We start from the raw sequence: 15,879 nt of genomic DNA on the forward strand, positions 1-15,879 counted from the left end.
CCTCGGCTTGGGCGAGTCCATCCAATTACGAAAATCCCTGCCACCGTTTTCGCTCCTTATTTTTCGGCTACTTCTTGGCAGCCTGATACAGCGGCATCACCTTGGGAATCGCCGCCTGCAACGAAGCGACCCGCGTCGCCGAGGCCGGGTGAGTGCTCATGAATTCCGGCGGGGAACCTCCGGAATTCTGGCTCATTTTCTCCCACAGCGTGATCGCAGCATTCGGGTTGTAGCCAGCGCGTGCCGCCAGTTCCAGACCGAGCAGGTCGGCTTCGTTTTCATTACCGCGACTGTTCGGCAAGGTCAGGCTGTAATTGACCACGGTATCGGCCAGCGCAAGGCTGTCCTGCCCCAATCCGAGCAAGGCACCCGCGCCCTGTTTGGCCATCGCTACGCCATAGGCCTTGGACATCGCTTCGCGACCGTGCTCGCGCAAGGCGTGGGCGATCTCGTGACCCATGACTGCGGCGATTTCATCGTCGGTCAGTTTGAGTGTGTCGATCAGCCCGCTGTAAACAATGATCTTGCCGCCAGGGCCACAGTTGGCGTTCAGGTCATCGCTCTTGATCAGATTGACTTCCCACTGCCACTGCGCGGAATCCGGACGCAGCTTGGGCGCCTGGGCGATCAACCGGTCGGCAATCGCATGCACGCGCTTTGCATTGGCGCTGGTGGTATCGAGCACGCCTTTGCCGGACGCTTCGCTCACCGTTTCCTGATAGGACTGGGCGTACATCTTGTTCACTTCATCAGTCGAAAGCATGCTGAACATGTATTGCTTGCGCTCAACGCCCACCGCATCCCCACTGGTCGTGTTTACAGATTGGCAACCGCTGAGCAACAGGCTGGCAGTCAAGGCACTTAAAGCAACTGAACGACGCATGGTGAATCTCCCTGGAAACATGCTGGTGATTCTGGACGGCGAACAGCGAATGCGCCAGAGATCATCCGATAGCCTTTTTGGTCAGCTGATCCGGCGGTTGGTTCCAAAGGCGGTTGATCAATCTCTTCAGGTGTAGGTAGGACCGGACTTGTCCGGGAATACGGCAGCGCAGACACCGGGTTGGGTCAGGCTGAGTGATGCCGGCTCATCCGACGTCTTCGGGGACAAGTCCCCTCCTACCGGTTTGCGCAAATCAGGTAGGACCGGACGTGTCCGGGAAGGCTGCAGCGCAGACAACGTCACAAAGGCGTCAAGCACTCCGGCGCGTTGAGCTTTGGATCATTCACCAGATTGGCCAGCGGCCGTTCGCGCAGGGCGGTTTGCGGGCTGGCGAGCAGTGCTTGCAGGGTGGGCAACGGCGTGTCGGCGGCCAGCCAGTCCTTTTGGCCCTGGGCATCGAGAATCAACGGGCGGCGCTGGCTGGCGGCCAGTTGGGTGACCACCGCAACACTCAAATACGTATGCCCCTGCACCGGATACGCCTCCCAGATCGCCGCGAAAAACAGTGCCGAGCCCTCCCCCGGCGTCAGCCAGAACGGCCGTTTGCGAGTCGTGCCGCGCCATTCATAGAAACCATTGGCGGGCAGCAGACAGCGCCGCGAGCGAAACGCATCGCGAAACATCGGCTGTTCGACCAGGGTTTCGGCCCGGGCATGGGCCGGCGTGCGCGACAGGTCGGTCAGCCAGGCCGGCGTCAGCCCCCAGCGCGCGCGGGCCAGTTCAAGGTCGCCTTCGGTTTCGCTGCTGGCGCGCAGCATCAATACCGAGTCGGCCGGGGAAATGTTCCATTGCGCCTGTTGGTCAGCCGGGAAACCGGGCAAGGCCGCAAACGCGGGCGTCCAACGAAACAGGGCATAACGTCCACACATGAGGGCAACAAGACTCTTCTGGCAGCTAAAAAAACGGAATCGGGCAGCGTGTCAGCACACCAGCACGTCGGGAAAATTGTCCGGTTCGTCTCCGGACACAGGCAGCGCTGCATTGTACGCAGTGATCAACGCCCGTGCGTGCTCAGCCTGATCGTTATCGACCGACAGCCCCAACACGCCAAAAATTGGCAGCTCGCCCACCCCGCCCAGCAAATCCCGGCCGGTCAGATGCGCCTGCACGCCTTCACTGGCGAGCATGCCCTGCAGCAATTCGCCTTCGAGAAGGTTTTCCGGCTCGTAGATTTTCTGCATCACTCATTCTCACTGCGCACGTCCAGATTCCAGTCTTCGCCGTCGGTCTGCAGATCGAAAACGATCGGTCGGCAGCAGACCGGGCAATCTTCGATGTATTGCTGATCGCCGCCGGAAAGGTCCAGCACCGCTTCGACCGGTTCGCCACAGTAAGGGCAGTCGTAACTCTGTAATTCCTGCATCAAGGTCTCCGGGACTAGTTGTGCGTATAATCGCGCTCTATTTGAAGGCTGATGCACTAGAGTCTGAACGTTATTTTCAGACCCAGCCTTCCTTTTCCTGCCATTCCCTACAAGAGAGCATGATGGGCGAATTCGATGCCATCCGACCTTACGACGACGCCGAAGTCCCAGCTGTACTCGCGCGCCTGCTCAGCGACAAAGCATTCCTGGCGATCCTGACTCATTTCCGCTTCCCGCGCCTGGCCGGCGCGTTTGGCTGGGTGTTGCAACCGGTGCTGGCGCGCAAGCTGCGTCGCGAGTTTGCCGGGATCGATTCGGTGGCCACGCTTCAGGACAAGGTTGAGTATTACGTCGACCACACTATCGAGCGCGCCACTGACGGTGTGACCTATACCGGCGTCGAGCAGTTCAAGTCCGGCAGTGCGTATCTGTTTCTGGCCAACCATCGCGACATCGTGATGGACCCGGCTTTCGTCAATTACGCGATTTATCACGCAGGCTTGCCGACGCCGCGGATTGCCATCGGCGACAACCTGCTGCAAAAGCCCTTTGTCAGCGATCTGATGCGCTTGAACAAGAGCTTCATCGTGCACCGTTCCATCATCGGACGCCGGGAAAAAATGGCGGCGTACCAGTTGTTGTCGGCCTACATCAATCACTCGATTCGCAACGATTGCCAGTCGATCTGGATCGCCCAGGCCGAGGGCCGGGCCAAGGACGGCGACGACCGCACCGAATCGGCGATCCTGAAAATGTTCCACATGAGCCGCAAGGACGAGCCGTTTGCCGAAGTGATCCGCTCGCTGAACCTGACGCCCGTGTCGATCAGCTATGAATACGATCCGTGCGACCATGCCAAGGCGCGCGAACTGTACATCCGCGCCACCACGGGGAGTTACACCAAAGTACCGGGCGAGGATGACGTCAGCATCGCGTTGGGCATCACCGGCTACAAAGGCCGCGTGCATGTGAACTTCGCGCCGCCAATCACCGAGCTGTTCGAAGACACCAAAGCGCTGGCCATCGAAATGGACCGGCAAATTCTCGGCGGCTATCGCCTGTTCCCGGCGCATTACCTGGCTTACGCGCAATGGGCTGATGCTGATCCGGCACTCGGCGTGCCATTGGCGGCGGATGTGTTTGCGCCCGAGGAGCTGGCCAAAGCCCAGGAAGAATGGCAACGCCGCCTCGACGGTTGCCCGGAAGAACATCGGCCGTTTCTGGTCCAGCAATACGCGATGCCGGTACGCAATCAGTATCGGGTCAAGGCCGGGATCGCGCTGTAACTCGCGAACGGACGGTAAAGAAGGAGGCGCTCTGAAGAGCGCCTTTTTCTTTATGGGCTAAAGCAGGGATTACAGTCCGGTGCTGACCCAAGACAACAGCAACGCAAACCCCAGACAAGCCGCACCCACGCGGTAGCACAGGCGGTTCATGCGCAATAACGAGACGTCCATCAGATGCATGGGTTCATCGATCTGCGACAAGGCGCTCAGCACCGCAAGATGCCTGAGTTCGCGCTGTTCCCGGTTTCGCGTCACGTACAGCAAGCCGATTCCGGGGCAAGCGGCCAGCAATGCGAGCAGGTTGAGGGTAAAGGCAGGCGTGAGGGGTAAGAGCGACATTGCAGCCTCGATGGCGTTTTCAAAGCGCGCCGTGGGGTTCAGATTTGATAGAACCCTAATCTAGCCACCGTCACCTTAACGTAACCTGAACCGGGCACTGTATGGCACCTCGAGGGATAACCTCGATCCCTTCTGGAGCCATTCATGCTGCACGCCAAGAATCAGGACCGCCTGTATCTGATCGCCCCGAGCGACGAACAGGAAGCATTGATCGACGCTTTGTCCTTTAACGTCCAGGACCGCCACTGGCTGGTGTACTGCGCCCTCGGCGGGCATCAACACCACGACCTGCCGGACATGGATCAGCAGACCGGTTTCAGTTTTCTGGATTTTTATCAGCAGGCGGCATGAGGTAAGCAACCTCCAACAAAAAACCCGGCCTCTTCACAGAGAGGGCCGGGTTTTTTTGATCCAGCGTTTACGCGGTTACTGCGCCAGCGTCCGGCCAATCGTCTGATCCTGGAACAAACGCGTCAGCGCATCGCTCAACACGTCGCTGACCAGCTTGGTGTTGGTTTCCTGATTCGGCGCCATGCCGAAGCGCTGGTCCAGGGAGGCGGCATAACGACCGCTGTAGCTCTTACCGTTGTTCTGCACGTCAGCGCGGAACGTCGAACTGATGGTCGCTTCGGTCACGTACAGACCTTCTTTGGGCGACTGATATTTCAGGTCGGCGAGGGTCACGGTCAATTGCGGGCCGCTGCCACTGGCACTCGGCGTGAAGCCCAGCAAACGTACAGCGGCTTCGGCCTGGGCTTGCAGTTTAGGCAGCAGATCGGCACCGGAGACGCTGATCGCGCTGGTTTCCGGGTACATGCCGCCACGGGTGCCGAGTGTCGGGCCAGGACGACCATCAACCACACGCACCACCACCGGCTGGCCACGGCCGACAGGCGCAAGCTGGGCGTTCAGCTTGGGCTGCGGACTAAGTTGTTGCGGGCTGTGGGCACAGCCGACCAGTGTAAGACTGCTAACAGCAAGCAAACCAAACAAAATGCGACGCAGCATGCTCATCTCTCCATGGGCAGGGCACTAAATGTGCCGCAGTATAGCGGCGCTCACGGCACGCTAACCAGTTGAAAATCGGACTGCAAACAGACCGCAATGGTTCAGCAACACAGGTGTCACCGTCATGTCACGTGCGGCGTGCAACCTATGCTCAACCCAACAGGAGCATCGTCATGGACTTTCTCTGGTCACTGTTCAGCCTGCGTCGTCAATATCGCCACTACGCCCGCGTCGACCAATCCGGCATCTGCCAGGCGTTCAAGCGCTGCCGTCAGGCTCCGGCAGGCAGCGAATGGGTCGAAATCGTCGAGGAAAATCTCTCCTGGCTCGGCGCTCCACTGCCCGCCAACGCCCGCAGGCAGAGAGCTGCAAGCCGGTCCGCTGCACACCGCATGCTCACCGTCTGACCGGACGACGAATAAAAGTCACTTAATCAGATCAATTCCAGTCGTTTCATCGCTATAATCTCCCCCCGATTATAAGGACGTCTCCTGATCGGGCCTCGCAGCATTGCTAATCACTGGATTAGCGCCTTCGTATTGCCCACAGAGAGCCGCCCACACAGATCATGTGCAGGCATCTGTACTCGCTGGCTGGCGAATCGTTTCGAACCTTTCCTGCCTTAAAGCGCCTTATGCTTGCCTGCCTTCGATCTGCCAGAGCTGCCATCGCGCAGCCCTTTTTGAGGTTTGAGGTTCACGTTTCCAAAAGAGCGTGAAAAAAACGGGTTTCACAACTTCACAAGAGTGTGGCGAGCAAATGAATAGGTACGCGTTTGTAAATGCACCATTATCAGCGTCTGACCCAGCCCCTTTGAACAGGATTGATCGCTGCTGCGCAGTCTCCATGACCGGAGTCTGAAGCCTGTCCCCTACGGATTTGGTTGCATTACCGGAGGCCTTGACGATAGTCGAATGGCCGCTGGGCTTGAAAAATGCGTTCATGCACGTTTTATGAGCCGCATTTCAGGTCCGCTTGGTGACCTCCGTTGACGATGCGAAAAATTGCGAAGAACCGGACATGCCGATCCTGGCCAGCGTTACCTGGGGACTACTTTGATCCATGCCCCGCGACCTGGCGACCGACCTCGGGATCGTATGCCGTCAATTTGGTGCTGCAGATTTTGGAGACGCGTTAATGGCGCATAACGAAGCAGTTGATGTGGTATTGGTCGGGGCAGGCATCATGAGTGCCACCCTCGCCGTACTGCTCAAAGAGCTCGACCCCAGCCTGAAGCTGGAAGTCGTTGAGCTGATGGATTCTGGCGCTGCGGAGAGTTCCAACCCGTGGAACAACGCCGGTACCGGCCACGCCGGGCTGTGCGAACTGAACTACACGCCGCCTGCGGCCGACGGTTCCATCGACATCAAGAAAGCCGTACACATCAACACCCAGTTCGAAGTCTCGAAGCAGTTCTGGGCGTATCTCACGCAAAAAGGCACTTTCGGCTCCTCGAAGTCCTTTATCGCCTCGGTGCCGCACCTGAGTTTTGTCCAGGGCGCCGAAGGCGTCTCGTTCCTCAAGACTCGCTTTGAAGCGATGCGCAAGCATCACGCGTTTGCGTCCATGGAATACACCGAAGACAAGGCCACGCTTGCTGAGTGGATGCCGCTGATGATGCCCGGCCGCCCAGCCGACGAGCAGATCGCCGCGACCCGGGTGATCAACGGGACCGACGTCAACTTCGGCAACCTGACCAACCAGTTGCTCAAGCACCTGACCAGCACCCCTGATGCACAGGTCAAGTACTGCAAGCGCGTGACCGGTTTGAGCCGTAAAGGCGCGGGCTGGAGCGTCAGCATCAAGGACGTGAACAGCGGCAGTACTCGCGAAATCGACGCCAGATTCGTGTTCCTCGGCGCAGGCGGCGCGGCCTTGCCGTTGCTGCAGATGTCGGGCATCGAAGAAAGCAAAGGCTTTGGCGGCTTCCCGGTCAGCGGCCAGTGGCTGCGTTGCGACAACCCGGAAGTGGTCAAGCGCCACCAGGCCAAGGTTTACAGCCAGGCCGCCGTCGGTTCGCCGCCGATGTCCGTACCGCACCTGGACACCCGCGTGGTGGATGGCAAGAAATCCCTGCTGTTCGGACCTTATGCCGGTTTCACCACCAAGTTCCTCAAACACGGCTCGTTCCTTGATCTGCCCTTGTCGGTTCGTGTCGCCAACATCAAACCGATGCTGGCCGTCGCTCGCGACAACATGGACCTGACCAAGTATCTGGTCAGTGAAGTCATGCAGTCCATGGAGCAGCGTCTTGCCTCCCTGCGCCGCTTCTATCCGGAAGCCAAGGCCGAAGACTGGCGCCTGGAAGTGGCCGGGCAACGGGTGCAGATCATCAAGAAAGATCCGAAGAAAGGCGGCGTGCTGCAATTTGGTACCGAACTGGTGTCGGCCAAGGATGGTTCCCTTGCGGCCCTGCTGGGCGCTTCACCCGGCGCTTCGGTAACGGTGTCGATCATGCTGGAACTGATCGACCGCTGCTTCCCGGAAAAAGCCCGTGGCGAGTGGGCTGCCAAGCTCAATGAGATCTTCCCGGCCCGGGAAACGATCCTCGAAACCGATGCGCAGCTCTATGAGCGCGTCAGTACCGAGAACAACGAGCGTCTGGAACTGATCGAGAAACGCAGCGCGGTGCAAAGCATCGCGTAATGGCCTGGCCATAAAAAAACGCCCTTCGGGGCGTTTTTTTTGCTCTGGTTTTGATCAGCCGCGAGCTTTTTCGATCAGCTCGATGTATTCCTCGGCATTGCGCTGATCCTTGATCAGGGCGATGAAATCGTTGCCGTGCTCGTCCTTGCCATCAAAGTCGAAACCGGCTTCGCGGAAGAACACCAGGAACCGCTCGAAATCATTGACCCGCAGGCCACGGTAAGCCTTGATCAGCTTGTGCAGCGACGGCGATGTGGCGTCGACCGGCTCGAAATCGAGAAACAACTTGATCTGCGCATCGCCGATCTCGTCTCCGATCAACTGCTTCTTATCTTTACGCATTGCTGACTCCAACTGAATCGCGGACATGTTAACCGGCGGGCAGTTTACCCCCCGCCCGGCTCAAGGCTCAACGCATACGCGCAGGTGTGGTGTGCAAATCAGCCCAGACGTGACCATTGGCATAGCTCAGGAACTGGCAGTAGACCTTCTCGCTGCGCAGCAGATCGACCATCATCCGGTACTGGGTAACGGGGTAGTACAAGGTCAGAACGCGGCTTTTCTCGTCGTAGGCCGGTTTTTTCAGGCTTTTACTTTCGCCATCGAAATGGATCAACACTTCGGCAATGGTCGCGCCCTTGTTCAGCGGCTTGCCCTTGAGGCGCAGCAGGATCGGCGACGTCACCGGGATCGGCTGCTGATTGGATTGCCGCTGACTGCCGATCACCACGGAATATTCAGTGATCTGCAACAACTGCTGCTGCTCGGGCTCGCCTTCCCGGACGTTCAGGTCGTCGGGCGGCAGATACTGGGCGTGCATGGGCTCAGCTGAAACGCTTGCCGCCAAAGGCAGACTGCACAGCAGCGCCAACGCCGCGCTACGGATCAAAAACTTCATTTCGACTTCCCGCAAGGACTGGGCTGGCACTTTAGCATGGAGGCTGAGGAGAACTCCGTAGGACCGGCTTCAGCCGGGAGAAAGCTCTCCCGGCTGAAGCCGGTCCTACGGAAAATCACATCCCTTTAACTGCGTAGATCCCAGCGGCATTGCGCCAGTAGCCTTTGTAGTCCATGCCGTACCCGAAGATGTAACGGTCGATGCACGGCAGGCCGACGAAATCGGCTTTCAGGTCCGGGCGGGCTTTGCGGTTGTGGTCTTTGTCGATCAGCACGGCAGTGTGGACGGCGCTGGCACCGGCATGTTTGCAGAAGTCGATGATCGCGCCCAAGGTGTGACCTTCATCGAGAATGTCATCGATGATCAGCACGTCGCGGTCGATGAACGAAACTTCCGGCTTGGCTTTCCAGAACAGATCGCCGCCACTGGTTTCGTTGCGATAACGGGTCGCGTGCAGGTACGACGCTTCCAGCGGAAAATTCAGATGCGTGAGCAGTTTGCCAGCAAAGATCAGCCCGCCGTTCATCACGCAAAATACCACCGGGTTGCGGTCGGCGAGTTCGGCATTGATCTGCGCACCGACCTTGGCGATAGCGACTTCGACTTCGGCTTCGGTGTAAAGGCAGTCAGCCTCGCGCATGATTTGACGGATATGCTCGAGATCAGCAGACATGACGCTCTCCAATGGGGGCAGTGTAAGAAAAGCGGGCAAAGGTACGCATCCGCTCCAGTCAGGGCAAGCAATTCTGGACTAACGTGTCAGGATTCGTATGAAAACGCCGTAACACCCGTAGGACAGTAACAGCTGAATAGATTAACCTAGGCCGTTTTTTTGCCCCCCGCCCGGAGCCTTTCCTTATGCCTGTCCGTGAAATCCGTCATCCGCTGATCCAGCACAAGCTCGGCCTTATGCGCCGTGCCGACATCAGCACCAAAAATTTCCGTGAGCTGGCCCAGGAAGTCGGCGCCCTGCTCACTTACGAAGCCACCGCTGACCTGCCACTGGAAACCTACGACATCCAGGGTTGGGCCGGCACTGTCCAGGTCGAAAAGATCGCTGGCAAGAAGATCACCGTGGTGCCGATCCTGCGCGCCGGTATCGGCATGCTCGACGGCGTGCTCAGGTTGATTCCGGGCGCCAAGGTCAGCGCCGTGGGCGTCGCCCGCAACGAAGAAACCCTCGAAGCACATACCTATCTGGAAAAGCTGGTCCCGGAAATCGACGAACGTCTGGCGATGATCATCGACCCGATGCTCGCTACCGGCGGCTCGATGGTTGCAACGATTGACCTGCTCAAGAAAGCCGGCTGCAAGGAAATCCGCGCCATGGTGCTGGTCGCTGCACCCGAAGGCATCGCGGCAGTGGAGAAGGCTCACCCAGACGTGACGATCTACACCGCATCCATCGATGAGCGCCTCAACGAACACGGCTACATCATTCCGGGCCTGGGCGATGCCGGCGACAAGATTTTCGGCACCAAGCAAAAGGACGCGTAATGAAGCAGGACGAGTTCAACGATCCACTCTGGCGCACAGTTTTATCCGGCGCGCAGATGCTCTTCGTGGCGTTCGGCGCGCTGGTCTTGATGCCGCTGATCACCGGGCTGGATCCTAACGTCGCACTGTTTACTGCAGGCCTGGGCACGTTGCTGTTCCAACTGGTGACGGGGCGGCAGGTGCCGGTTTTCCTGGCATCGAGCTTTGCCTTCATCACACCGATCATCCTCGCCAAGGGCCAGTTCGGCCTGGCCGCGACCATGGGCGGGATCATGGCGGCGGGCTTCGTCTACACCTTCCTCGGCCTGGCGGTGAAGATCAAAGGCACCGGTTTCATCGACCGCCTGCTGCCGCCGGTGGTCATCGGCCCGGTGATTATTTCCATCGGCCTGGCCATGGCGCCCATCGCCGCCAACATGGCGATGGGCAAGTCCGGCGACGGCGCGGAACTGATTCCCTACAAGATCGCCATGTGGATTTCCATGCCCGCGCTGCTGACCACGCTGATCGTGGCGGTGTTCAGCAAAGGGATTTTCCGTCTGGTGCCGATCATTTCCGGCGTCCTGGTGGGTTTCGCCCTGGCGTTTTATTTCGGCGTCGTCGACACCGCGAAAATCGCCGCTGCACCTTGGTTGGCGTTGCCCGCGTTCACCGCTCCGGAATTCAACTGGCAGGCGATTCTGTTCATCGTGCCGGTGGCGCTGGCTCCGGCCATCGAGCATATCGGCGGGGTGATCGCAGTCGGCAGCGTGACCGGACGTGATTATCTGAAGAAGCCGGGCTTGCACCGCACCTTGCTGGGCGACGGCATCGCCACCACGGCAGCCGGTCTGTTCGGCGGGCCACCCAACACCACCTATGCCGAAGTGACCGGCGCGGTGATGCTGACCAAGAACTACAACCCGAAGATCATGACCTGGGCGGCGATCTTTGCCATCAGCCTGGCATTCATCGGCAAATTCGGCGCGCTGCTGCAGAGCATTCCGGTGCCGGTAATGGGCGGCATTCTCTGTTTGTTGTTCGGCTCGATTGCAGCCGTGGGCATGAACACGCTGATTCGTCACAAGGTCGATCTGGCCGAAGCGCGCAATCTGGTGATTGTCTCGGTGACGCTGGTGTTCGGTATCGGCGGCGTGTTGATCGGCACCGGCAACGGCCCCGACGATTTCGGCCTCAAGGGGATTTCCCTGTGCGCCGTGACCGCGATAGCGCTGAACCTGCTGCTGCCGGGCAATGACAGCTGGAAGAACAAGCATCTGGATGATCAATTGCCGTAGGGCACGGCATTGATCCGTCGGACGTGGCATTAAACCGTAGGACCGGCTTCAGCCGGGAGAATGTTCTCCCGGCTGAAGCCGGTCCTACGGGTCCTACAACATCAACGGCGCCCGCTCGCACAAGCGGTTCAGCGCCGCCGCCCAGTTCGGATCGTCGTTCAGGCACGGAATCAACACCAGCTCCTCCCCTCCCGCCGCCTTGAACTGTTCAGCGCCGCGATCACCAATCTCTTCCAGGGTTTCGATGCAGTCGGCGACGAACGCCGGGCACATCACCAGCAGCTTCTTCACGCCCTGCGCGGCCAGTTCTTCAAGATGGGCCTCGGTGTAGGGTTCGATCCATTTCGCCCGGCCTAGCCTGGACTGGAACGACACAGACCATTTGCCATCGGCGATGCCCATGCGCTTGGCGAAGGCTGCGGCAGACTGAATGCATTGAGCGCGATAACAGGTTGCCAGCACTTCCGGCGGCGCGGTCATGCAGCAATCCGGACCTTTCAGGCAATGACTGCGCGTCGGATCAAGCTTGAGCAAGTGACGCTCCGGCAAGCCATGAAAGCTCAGCAACAGGTGATCATGTGGCTGCTGTAAATGCGGGCGAACGTTCTCTACCAACGCGTCGAGGTATTCCGGCTGGTCGTAAAACGCCTGCAGGACCGAGAACTGCATCTTCATGCCTTTGCTGCGCACGACGCGTTTGGCTTCTTCGATAACAGTGGTCACCGTGCTGTCGGCAAACTGCGGATACAGCGGTGCCAGCGTGACCTTTTTGATGCCTTGACCGGCCAGGCGCGTCAGTACCGTTTCAATGGAAGGCTCGCCATAACGCATGGCCAATTCCACCGGGCCGTGCGCCCACTCCTTGGTCATGGCCTGATGCAGGCGCTTGCTCAGCACCACCAGCGGCGAACCTTCATCCCACCAGATCGAGGCGTACGCGTGCGCCGACTGCTCGGGGCGCTTGATCAGGATCAGCGACACCAGCAACCGACGAACCGGCCACGGCAGGTCGATAACGTAAGGGTCCATGAGAAATTGATTGAGGTAACTGCGCACGTCCGCCACCGAAGTGGAGGCCGGAGAACCCAGATTGACCAGCAACAACGCGTGATCGGTCATGCAACATCCTATTTCAGTGGCGGCCCAGCAAATCGTCGAGGGCTGCGGGCAGTTCGGTAAATCGAAAGGTAAAACCAGCCGCTTCAAGCCGCGTCGGGCGAGCCTTTTGGCCACCCAGCAGCAGCACCGACAGTTCGCCCATCAACACTTTCAGGGCAATGCCAGGCAGCGGCATGAACGCCGGGCGATGCAGCACGCCGGCGAGGATCCTGGCGAATTCACGATTGCGCACCGGTAATGGCGCGCAGACATTATACGGACCCCGGGCGTCATCTTTTGTTAACAGAAAATCTATTGCGGCAATTTGATCCTGAATATGAATCCACGGCATCCACTGCCGACCGCCGCCAATCGGCCCGCCCATGCCCAGCTTGAAGGGCAACAACAACCGCTGCAGAAAACCACCTTCATTGGACAGCACCAGACCGGTGCGAATGAGCACCACGCGAACGCCCAAAACCTCCGCCCGCTGCGCGGTTTCTTCCCACGCGCCGCACAGCTTGCTGGCGAAATCTTCTTTGACCGGTTGCGCGGTCTCGTCCAGTTCACGCTCGCCGCCGTCGCCATACCAACCCACGGCCGAACCACTGATCATCAGCGGAGGTTTTTGCTCGCGACGCTCCAGCCAGGCCAGCAATTGTTCGGTCAGCCCGATGCGGCTGTCCCACAACAGCACCTTGCGCTTGCGGGTCCAGGGCCGGTCCGCAATCGGTGCGCCAGCCAGGTTGATCAGCGCATCCACCGGCTCTTCGCCCAGGTCGTTGAGATGCGCAATGCCCCGCACCGAATCGCCACACAAACGCGTGACTTCCCTGGGGCGTCGACTCCAGACAGTGAGTTGGTGACCCTGTTTTTGCCAGAGTCGGCAGAGCTGACGTCCTAGCAAACCAGTACCGCCGGTCAGCAATATGTGCATGGCAGGTTTCCTTGCGTGGCGTTCGGGGCTATTGCGTAGTCTATTTTTCAGGACCCTTGAATTCATCAACCAAGGCCGTGCTTGAACGATAGGCCAAACCTGAGGAGCGTGAAGCGGGACTATCCGTTCGCATCGCCACAAAAGGCTTTGAGAAACACCCGACCCCAAGCTTGAGCCGTACAAGCAAGGTCAGCAGCCTGCGAACAGCAGATCGCTGCAAGTTATACCAAAAAACAATATTGTACAGGTTTTAACTACGGCGTAGTCTGTGCAGACAAGGTAACGAGGCCCCTATGACTGTACCTATCGCAATCATCGGTACCGGCATCGCCGGACTCTCCGCCGCCCAGGCGCTCAACGCCGCCGGGCATTCCGTACATCTTTTCGACAAAAGCCGCGGCAGTGGCGGACGGATGTCCAGCAAGCGCAGTGATGCAGGCTCGCTCGACATGGGCGCCCAGTATTTCACTGCTCGCGACCGCCGCTTCATGGCTGCTGTTCAGCAATGGCAAGCCCAGGGCTGTGTTGAGCAGTGGACGCCTTCGCTCTACAACTTTCATGCAGGCCAGCTCAGCCCGTCCCCGGACGAGCAAGTACGCTGGGTCGGCAAACCTGGCATGAGTGCGATCACCCGCGCCATGCTTGGCGATCTGCCTGTGACGTTTTCCTGCCGCATCACTGAAGTATTTCAGGGCGAACACCACTGGAATCTGCAGGACGCCGAAGGCCAGAGTCATGGCCCGTTCAGCCATGTGGTGATCGCTACGCCAGCCCCTCAGGCAACGACGCTGCTGGCTGCTGCGCCGAAACTCGCAGGCGTGGCCGCCGGGGTGAAAATGGACCCGACCTGGGCCGTCGCCCTGGCGTTCAGCAAACCTTTGGACACCCCGCTGGAAGGCTGCTTCGTGCAGGACAGTCCGCTGGACTGGCTGGCGCGCAACCGCAGCAAACCGGGCCGCGCCGTGACGCTGGATACCTGGGTGTTACATGCGACCAGCAGCTGGAGTAAACAGCATCTGGACATGCCCAAAGAAACCGTCATCGAGCATCTGCATGGCGCGTTTGCCGAGCTGATCGGCTGCGCAGTGCCCGCACCGAGCTTCAGCCTGGCCCATCGCTGGTTGTACGCGCGTCCTGCCAGCGCTCATGAATGGGGCGCGTTGTCCGACTCCGATCTGGGCATCTATGTCTGCGGCGACTGGTGCCTGTCCGGACGCGTCGAAGGCGCCTGGCTCAGTGGCCAGGAAGCGGCACGACGCCTGATGGAGCACCTCGATTGAACCGACTCAACCCCGCCAAGCTGCTGCTGTCCAAGTGGACAGCAGCACAGCCGGTCAACCGGGAAAAACACTTTCTGGTCACCGAACTGTTTCGCGATGAAGCAGGCACGGTGCTGGAGATCGAATTGCAGGCCGTGCTGACGCAACGCAACGAGCGCCTGGCGTTGCAAACCTTGCAGAATGAGGACGTGTGGCGGATGGGCTGGAAGTAAATCTATCCGCCATCCCGCCCCCCCTACAAAACCTGTACAAATAATTTGACTTGTACAAATGCGAACCTATGATGAGCTGAAGTTGTACAGAGACTTAAATCTGTATAAGTCCTGATCAGAGGTTTCGCCATGACCACGCCCGCAGTTCATAAACCGAAGCTCGGCATCAGCGCCTGTCTGCTGGGCGCGGAGGTGCGTTTCAATGGCGGTCATAAAGAATCTCAGCTGTGTACCCGTGCACTGACCGAATATTTCGAGTTCGTGCCGGCCTGCCCTGAAGTCGCCATCGGCATGGGCATTCCCCGTGAACCGATTCGGTTGGTGGGCGACGCGGAAAATCCTCAGGCGCTGGGCAGCGTCAATCGCGAACTGAACGTCACCCAGGCGTTGGCCGATTACGGTGTGCAGATGGCCACCGAACTGGACGACATCAGCGGCTATATCTTCATGCAGAAGTCGCCTTCGTGCGGCCTGGAGCGGGTCAAGGTCTACCGGGAAAACGGCGCACCGGTCGATGGCGGCGGGCGCGGCATCTATGCCCAGGCTTTCTGCGCGCGTCACCCCAACTTGCCGGTGGAAGAAGACGGGCGCCTCAACGACCCGGTGCTGCGGGAAAACTTCATCACTCGCGTGTTCGCCTACGCCGCCTGGCACGAACTGCTCAAGGCCGGGCTGACCCGACGCAGCCTGACCGAATTTCACTCGCGATATAAATATCAGCTGATGGCCAATGATCCGGTGCAGTACAAGGCACTGGGCAAGCTGCTCGGCGACATGGGCCGCAGCGACCCGAATGACATCGCGGCGCAGTATTTCAGCGACCTGATGAGCGCCCTGAAAAAATGCGCCACCCGCCGCACCCACACCAATGTCCTGCAGCACCTGACCGGCTACCTGAAACAGACCATCAGCGCCGCCGACAAGCAGGAAATCCAGCAGCTGATCACTCAATACCATCAAGGCATCGTGCCGCTGATCGTACCGCTGACGTTGCTCAAGCATCACTTCCGCCAACACCCCGATCCCTATGTGGCGCTGCAGGTGTACATGCAGCCCCATCCGGAAAACCTCAGCCTGCGGAATGCGATCTGAACC

General features: G+C 59.3%; 20 protein-coding genes. 9 read left to right on the forward strand and 11 right to left on the reverse strand.

The window, feature by feature from the left end; all coding sequences use genetic code 11:
• Positions 1-67: 67 nt before the first annotated feature.
• From CFII64_RS08850 to CFII64_RS08865, 4 genes are all read right to left on the reverse strand, one after another.
• Entirely contained in the window at positions 68-883 is an 816-nt protein-coding gene (locus CFII64_RS08850) for a M48 family metallopeptidase (protein WP_020290446.1), read from the reverse strand.
• Positions 884-1,182: 299 nt separating this feature from the next.
• Entirely contained in the window at positions 1,183-1,812 is a 630-nt protein-coding gene (locus tag CFII64_RS08855; RefSeq protein ID WP_020290447.1) for an SOS response-associated peptidase, read from the reverse strand.
• 51 nt (positions 1,813-1,863) lie between these two features.
• Positions 1,864-2,124: a putative signal transducing protein gene (locus CFII64_RS08860; RefSeq protein WP_020290448.1), complete on the reverse strand. Its 261-nt coding sequence runs from the start codon at positions 2,122-2,124 to the stop codon at positions 1,864-1,866.
• The gene (locus tag CFII64_RS08865; RefSeq protein ID WP_003318204.1) at positions 2,124-2,306 is read right to left on the reverse strand and encodes a CPXCG motif-containing cysteine-rich protein; all 183 of its coding nucleotides are present in this window, start codon (positions 2,304-2,306) and stop codon (positions 2,124-2,126) included. Before CFII64_RS08865 ends, CFII64_RS08860 begins: the two co-directional genes overlap by 1 nt.
• Positions 2,307-2,428: 122 nt before the next feature.
• On the opposite strand from CFII64_RS08865, the gene CFII64_RS08870 reads away from it, so the two are divergent.
• Positions 2,429-3,592 carry a 1-acyl-sn-glycerol-3-phosphate acyltransferase gene (locus tag CFII64_RS08870; protein ID WP_020290449.1) on the forward strand — a complete coding sequence of 388 codons (1,164 nt, stop codon included), beginning with the start codon at positions 2,429-2,431 and terminating at the stop codon, positions 3,590-3,592.
• A gap of 69 nt (positions 3,593-3,661) precedes the next feature.
• Here the strand turns inward: CFII64_RS08870 and CFII64_RS08875 are convergent, their stop codons facing one another.
• The gene (locus CFII64_RS08875; protein ID WP_020290450.1) at positions 3,662-3,931 is read right to left on the reverse strand and encodes a hypothetical protein; all 270 of its coding nucleotides are present in this window, start codon (positions 3,929-3,931) and stop codon (positions 3,662-3,664) included.
• Between the two features lie 144 nt (positions 3,932-4,075).
• Here CFII64_RS08875 and CFII64_RS08880 point away from each other — a divergent pair, with 144 nt between their 5' ends.
• Positions 4,076-4,282, forward strand: a complete 207-nt coding sequence (locus CFII64_RS08880; protein WP_020290451.1) for a hypothetical protein — start codon at positions 4,076-4,078, stop codon at positions 4,280-4,282.
• Between the two features lie 75 nt (positions 4,283-4,357).
• Here the strand turns inward: CFII64_RS08880 and CFII64_RS08885 are convergent, their stop codons facing one another.
• Positions 4,358-4,939 (reverse strand): YajG family lipoprotein, encoded by a 582-nt coding sequence (locus tag CFII64_RS08885; RefSeq protein WP_020290452.1) that lies wholly within the window; start codon positions 4,937-4,939, stop codon positions 4,358-4,360.
• A gap of 173 nt (positions 4,940-5,112) precedes the next feature.
• Between CFII64_RS08885 and CFII64_RS08890 the strand changes: the two genes are divergently transcribed.
• Together CFII64_RS08890 and mqo are read left to right on the forward strand one after the other, a co-directional pair.
• Positions 5,113-5,346, forward strand: coding sequence for a hypothetical protein (locus CFII64_RS08890; RefSeq protein WP_020290453.1), 234 nt, complete (start codon positions 5,113-5,115; stop codon positions 5,344-5,346).
• Between the two features lie 730 nt (positions 5,347-6,076).
• Positions 6,077-7,585, forward strand: coding sequence for a malate dehydrogenase (quinone) (gene mqo / locus CFII64_RS08895; RefSeq protein WP_020290454.1), 1,509 nt, complete (start codon positions 6,077-6,079; stop codon positions 7,583-7,585).
• Between the two features lie 54 nt (positions 7,586-7,639).
• On the opposite strand, the gene CFII64_RS08900 is transcribed toward mqo, so the two are convergent.
• The 3 genes from CFII64_RS08900 to CFII64_RS08910 form a co-directional block, all read right to left on the reverse strand.
• Positions 7,640-7,927, reverse strand: a complete 288-nt coding sequence (locus CFII64_RS08900) for a PA4642 family protein (RefSeq protein WP_020290455.1) — start codon at positions 7,925-7,927, stop codon at positions 7,640-7,642.
• 67 nt (positions 7,928-7,994) lie between these two features.
• Positions 7,995-8,483 carry a hypothetical protein gene (locus CFII64_RS08905; RefSeq protein ID WP_020290456.1) on the reverse strand — a complete coding sequence of 163 codons (489 nt, stop codon included), beginning with the start codon at positions 8,481-8,483 and terminating at the stop codon, positions 7,995-7,997.
• 115 nt (positions 8,484-8,598) lie between these two features.
• On the reverse strand, positions 8,599-9,156 hold the full coding sequence (locus CFII64_RS08910; protein ID WP_020290457.1) for a hypoxanthine-guanine phosphoribosyltransferase: 558 nt from the start codon (positions 9,154-9,156) through the stop codon (positions 8,599-8,601).
• Between the two features lie 185 nt (positions 9,157-9,341).
• Between CFII64_RS08910 and upp the strand changes: the two genes are divergently transcribed.
• Both upp and CFII64_RS08920 read left to right on the forward strand, forming a co-directional pair.
• Positions 9,342-9,980, forward strand: a complete 639-nt coding sequence (upp, locus tag CFII64_RS08915) for a uracil phosphoribosyltransferase (protein WP_020290458.1) — start codon at positions 9,342-9,344, stop codon at positions 9,978-9,980.
• Positions 9,980-11,257 carry a uracil-xanthine permease family protein gene (locus CFII64_RS08920; protein ID WP_020290459.1) on the forward strand — a complete coding sequence of 426 codons (1,278 nt, stop codon included), beginning with the start codon at positions 9,980-9,982 and terminating at the stop codon, positions 11,255-11,257. Before upp ends, CFII64_RS08920 begins: the two co-directional genes overlap by 1 nt.
• A 93-nt stretch (positions 11,258-11,350) precedes the next feature.
• Here the strand turns inward: CFII64_RS08920 and hemH are convergent, their stop codons facing one another.
• Both hemH and CFII64_RS08930 read right to left on the reverse strand, forming a co-directional pair.
• On the reverse strand, positions 11,351-12,376 hold the full coding sequence (gene hemH, locus CFII64_RS08925) for a ferrochelatase (protein WP_020290460.1): 1,026 nt from the start codon (positions 12,374-12,376) through the stop codon (positions 11,351-11,353).
• A 13-nt stretch (positions 12,377-12,389) separates the two neighbouring features.
• Entirely contained in the window at positions 12,390-13,292 is a 903-nt protein-coding gene (locus tag CFII64_RS08930) for a TIGR01777 family oxidoreductase (RefSeq protein WP_020290461.1), read from the reverse strand.
• Positions 13,293-13,585: 293 nt separating this feature from the next.
• On the opposite strand from CFII64_RS08930, the gene CFII64_RS08935 reads away from it, so the two are divergent.
• The 3 genes from CFII64_RS08935 (at position 13,586) to CFII64_RS08945 (ending at position 15,876) form a co-directional block, all read left to right on the forward strand.
• Entirely contained in the window at positions 13,586-14,572 is a 987-nt protein-coding gene (locus CFII64_RS08935) for an NAD(P)/FAD-dependent oxidoreductase (protein WP_020290462.1), read from the forward strand.
• Complete coding sequence (locus CFII64_RS08940; protein WP_020290463.1) at positions 14,569-14,784, forward strand: TIGR02450 family Trp-rich protein; 216 nt, start codon at positions 14,569-14,571, stop codon at positions 14,782-14,784. Before CFII64_RS08935 ends, CFII64_RS08940 begins: the two co-directional genes overlap by 4 nt.
• Positions 14,785-14,913: 129 nt before the next feature.
• The gene (locus tag CFII64_RS08945; RefSeq protein ID WP_020290464.1) at positions 14,914-15,876 is read left to right on the forward strand and encodes a DUF523 and DUF1722 domain-containing protein; all 963 of its coding nucleotides are present in this window, start codon (positions 14,914-14,916) and stop codon (positions 15,874-15,876) included.
• Positions 15,877-15,879 lie beyond the last annotated feature (3 nt).

The organism is Pseudomonas sp. CFII64, assembly GCF_000416235.1.
Taxonomy (GTDB): Bacteria; Pseudomonadota; Gammaproteobacteria; order Pseudomonadales; family Pseudomonadaceae; genus Aquipseudomonas.

Bases quoted from the DNA above. Each gene is read 5' to 3' on its own strand.
- CFII64_RS08850 (WP_020290446.1), bottom strand. From the start codon at position 883: ATGCGTCGTTCAGTTGCTTTAAGTGCCTTGACTGCCAGCCTGTTGCTC.
- CFII64_RS08855 (WP_020290447.1), bottom strand. From the start codon at position 1,812: ATGTGTGGACGTTATGCCCTGTTTCGTTGGACGCCCGCGTTTGCGGCC.
- CFII64_RS08860 (WP_020290448.1), bottom strand. From the start codon at position 2,124: ATGCAGAAAATCTACGAGCCGGAAAACCTTCTCGAAGGCGAATTGCTG.
- CFII64_RS08865 (WP_003318204.1), bottom strand. From the start codon at position 2,306: ATGCAGGAATTACAGAGTTACGACTGCCCTTACTGTGGCGAACCGGTC.
- CFII64_RS08870 (WP_020290449.1), top strand. From the start codon at position 2,429: ATGGGCGAATTCGATGCCATCCGACCTTACGACGACGCCGAAGTCCCA.
- CFII64_RS08875 (WP_020290450.1), bottom strand. From the start codon at position 3,931: ATGTCGCTCTTACCCCTCACGCCTGCCTTTACCCTCAACCTGCTCGCA.
- CFII64_RS08880 (WP_020290451.1), top strand. From the start codon at position 4,076: ATGCTGCACGCCAAGAATCAGGACCGCCTGTATCTGATCGCCCCGAGC.
- CFII64_RS08885 (WP_020290452.1), bottom strand. From the start codon at position 4,939: ATGCTGCGTCGCATTTTGTTTGGTTTGCTTGCTGTTAGCAGTCTTACA.
- CFII64_RS08890 (WP_020290453.1), top strand. From the start codon at position 5,113: ATGGACTTTCTCTGGTCACTGTTCAGCCTGCGTCGTCAATATCGCCAC.
- mqo (WP_020290454.1), top strand. From the start codon at position 6,077: ATGGCGCATAACGAAGCAGTTGATGTGGTATTGGTCGGGGCAGGCATC.
- CFII64_RS08900 (WP_020290455.1), bottom strand. From the start codon at position 7,927: ATGCGTAAAGATAAGAAGCAGTTGATCGGAGACGAGATCGGCGATGCG.
- CFII64_RS08905 (WP_020290456.1), bottom strand. From the start codon at position 8,483: ATGAAGTTTTTGATCCGTAGCGCGGCGTTGGCGCTGCTGTGCAGTCTG.
- CFII64_RS08910 (WP_020290457.1), bottom strand. From the start codon at position 9,156: ATGTCTGCTGATCTCGAGCATATCCGTCAAATCATGCGCGAGGCTGAC.
- upp (WP_020290458.1), top strand. From the start codon at position 9,342: ATGCCTGTCCGTGAAATCCGTCATCCGCTGATCCAGCACAAGCTCGGC.
- CFII64_RS08920 (WP_020290459.1), top strand. From the start codon at position 9,980: ATGAAGCAGGACGAGTTCAACGATCCACTCTGGCGCACAGTTTTATCC.
- hemH (WP_020290460.1), bottom strand. From the start codon at position 12,376: ATGACCGATCACGCGTTGTTGCTGGTCAATCTGGGTTCTCCGGCCTCC.
- CFII64_RS08930 (WP_020290461.1), bottom strand. From the start codon at position 13,292: ATGCACATATTGCTGACCGGCGGTACTGGTTTGCTAGGACGTCAGCTC.
- CFII64_RS08935 (WP_020290462.1), top strand. From the start codon at position 13,586: ATGACTGTACCTATCGCAATCATCGGTACCGGCATCGCCGGACTCTCC.
- CFII64_RS08945 (WP_020290464.1), top strand. From the start codon at position 14,914: ATGACCACGCCCGCAGTTCATAAACCGAAGCTCGGCATCAGCGCCTGT.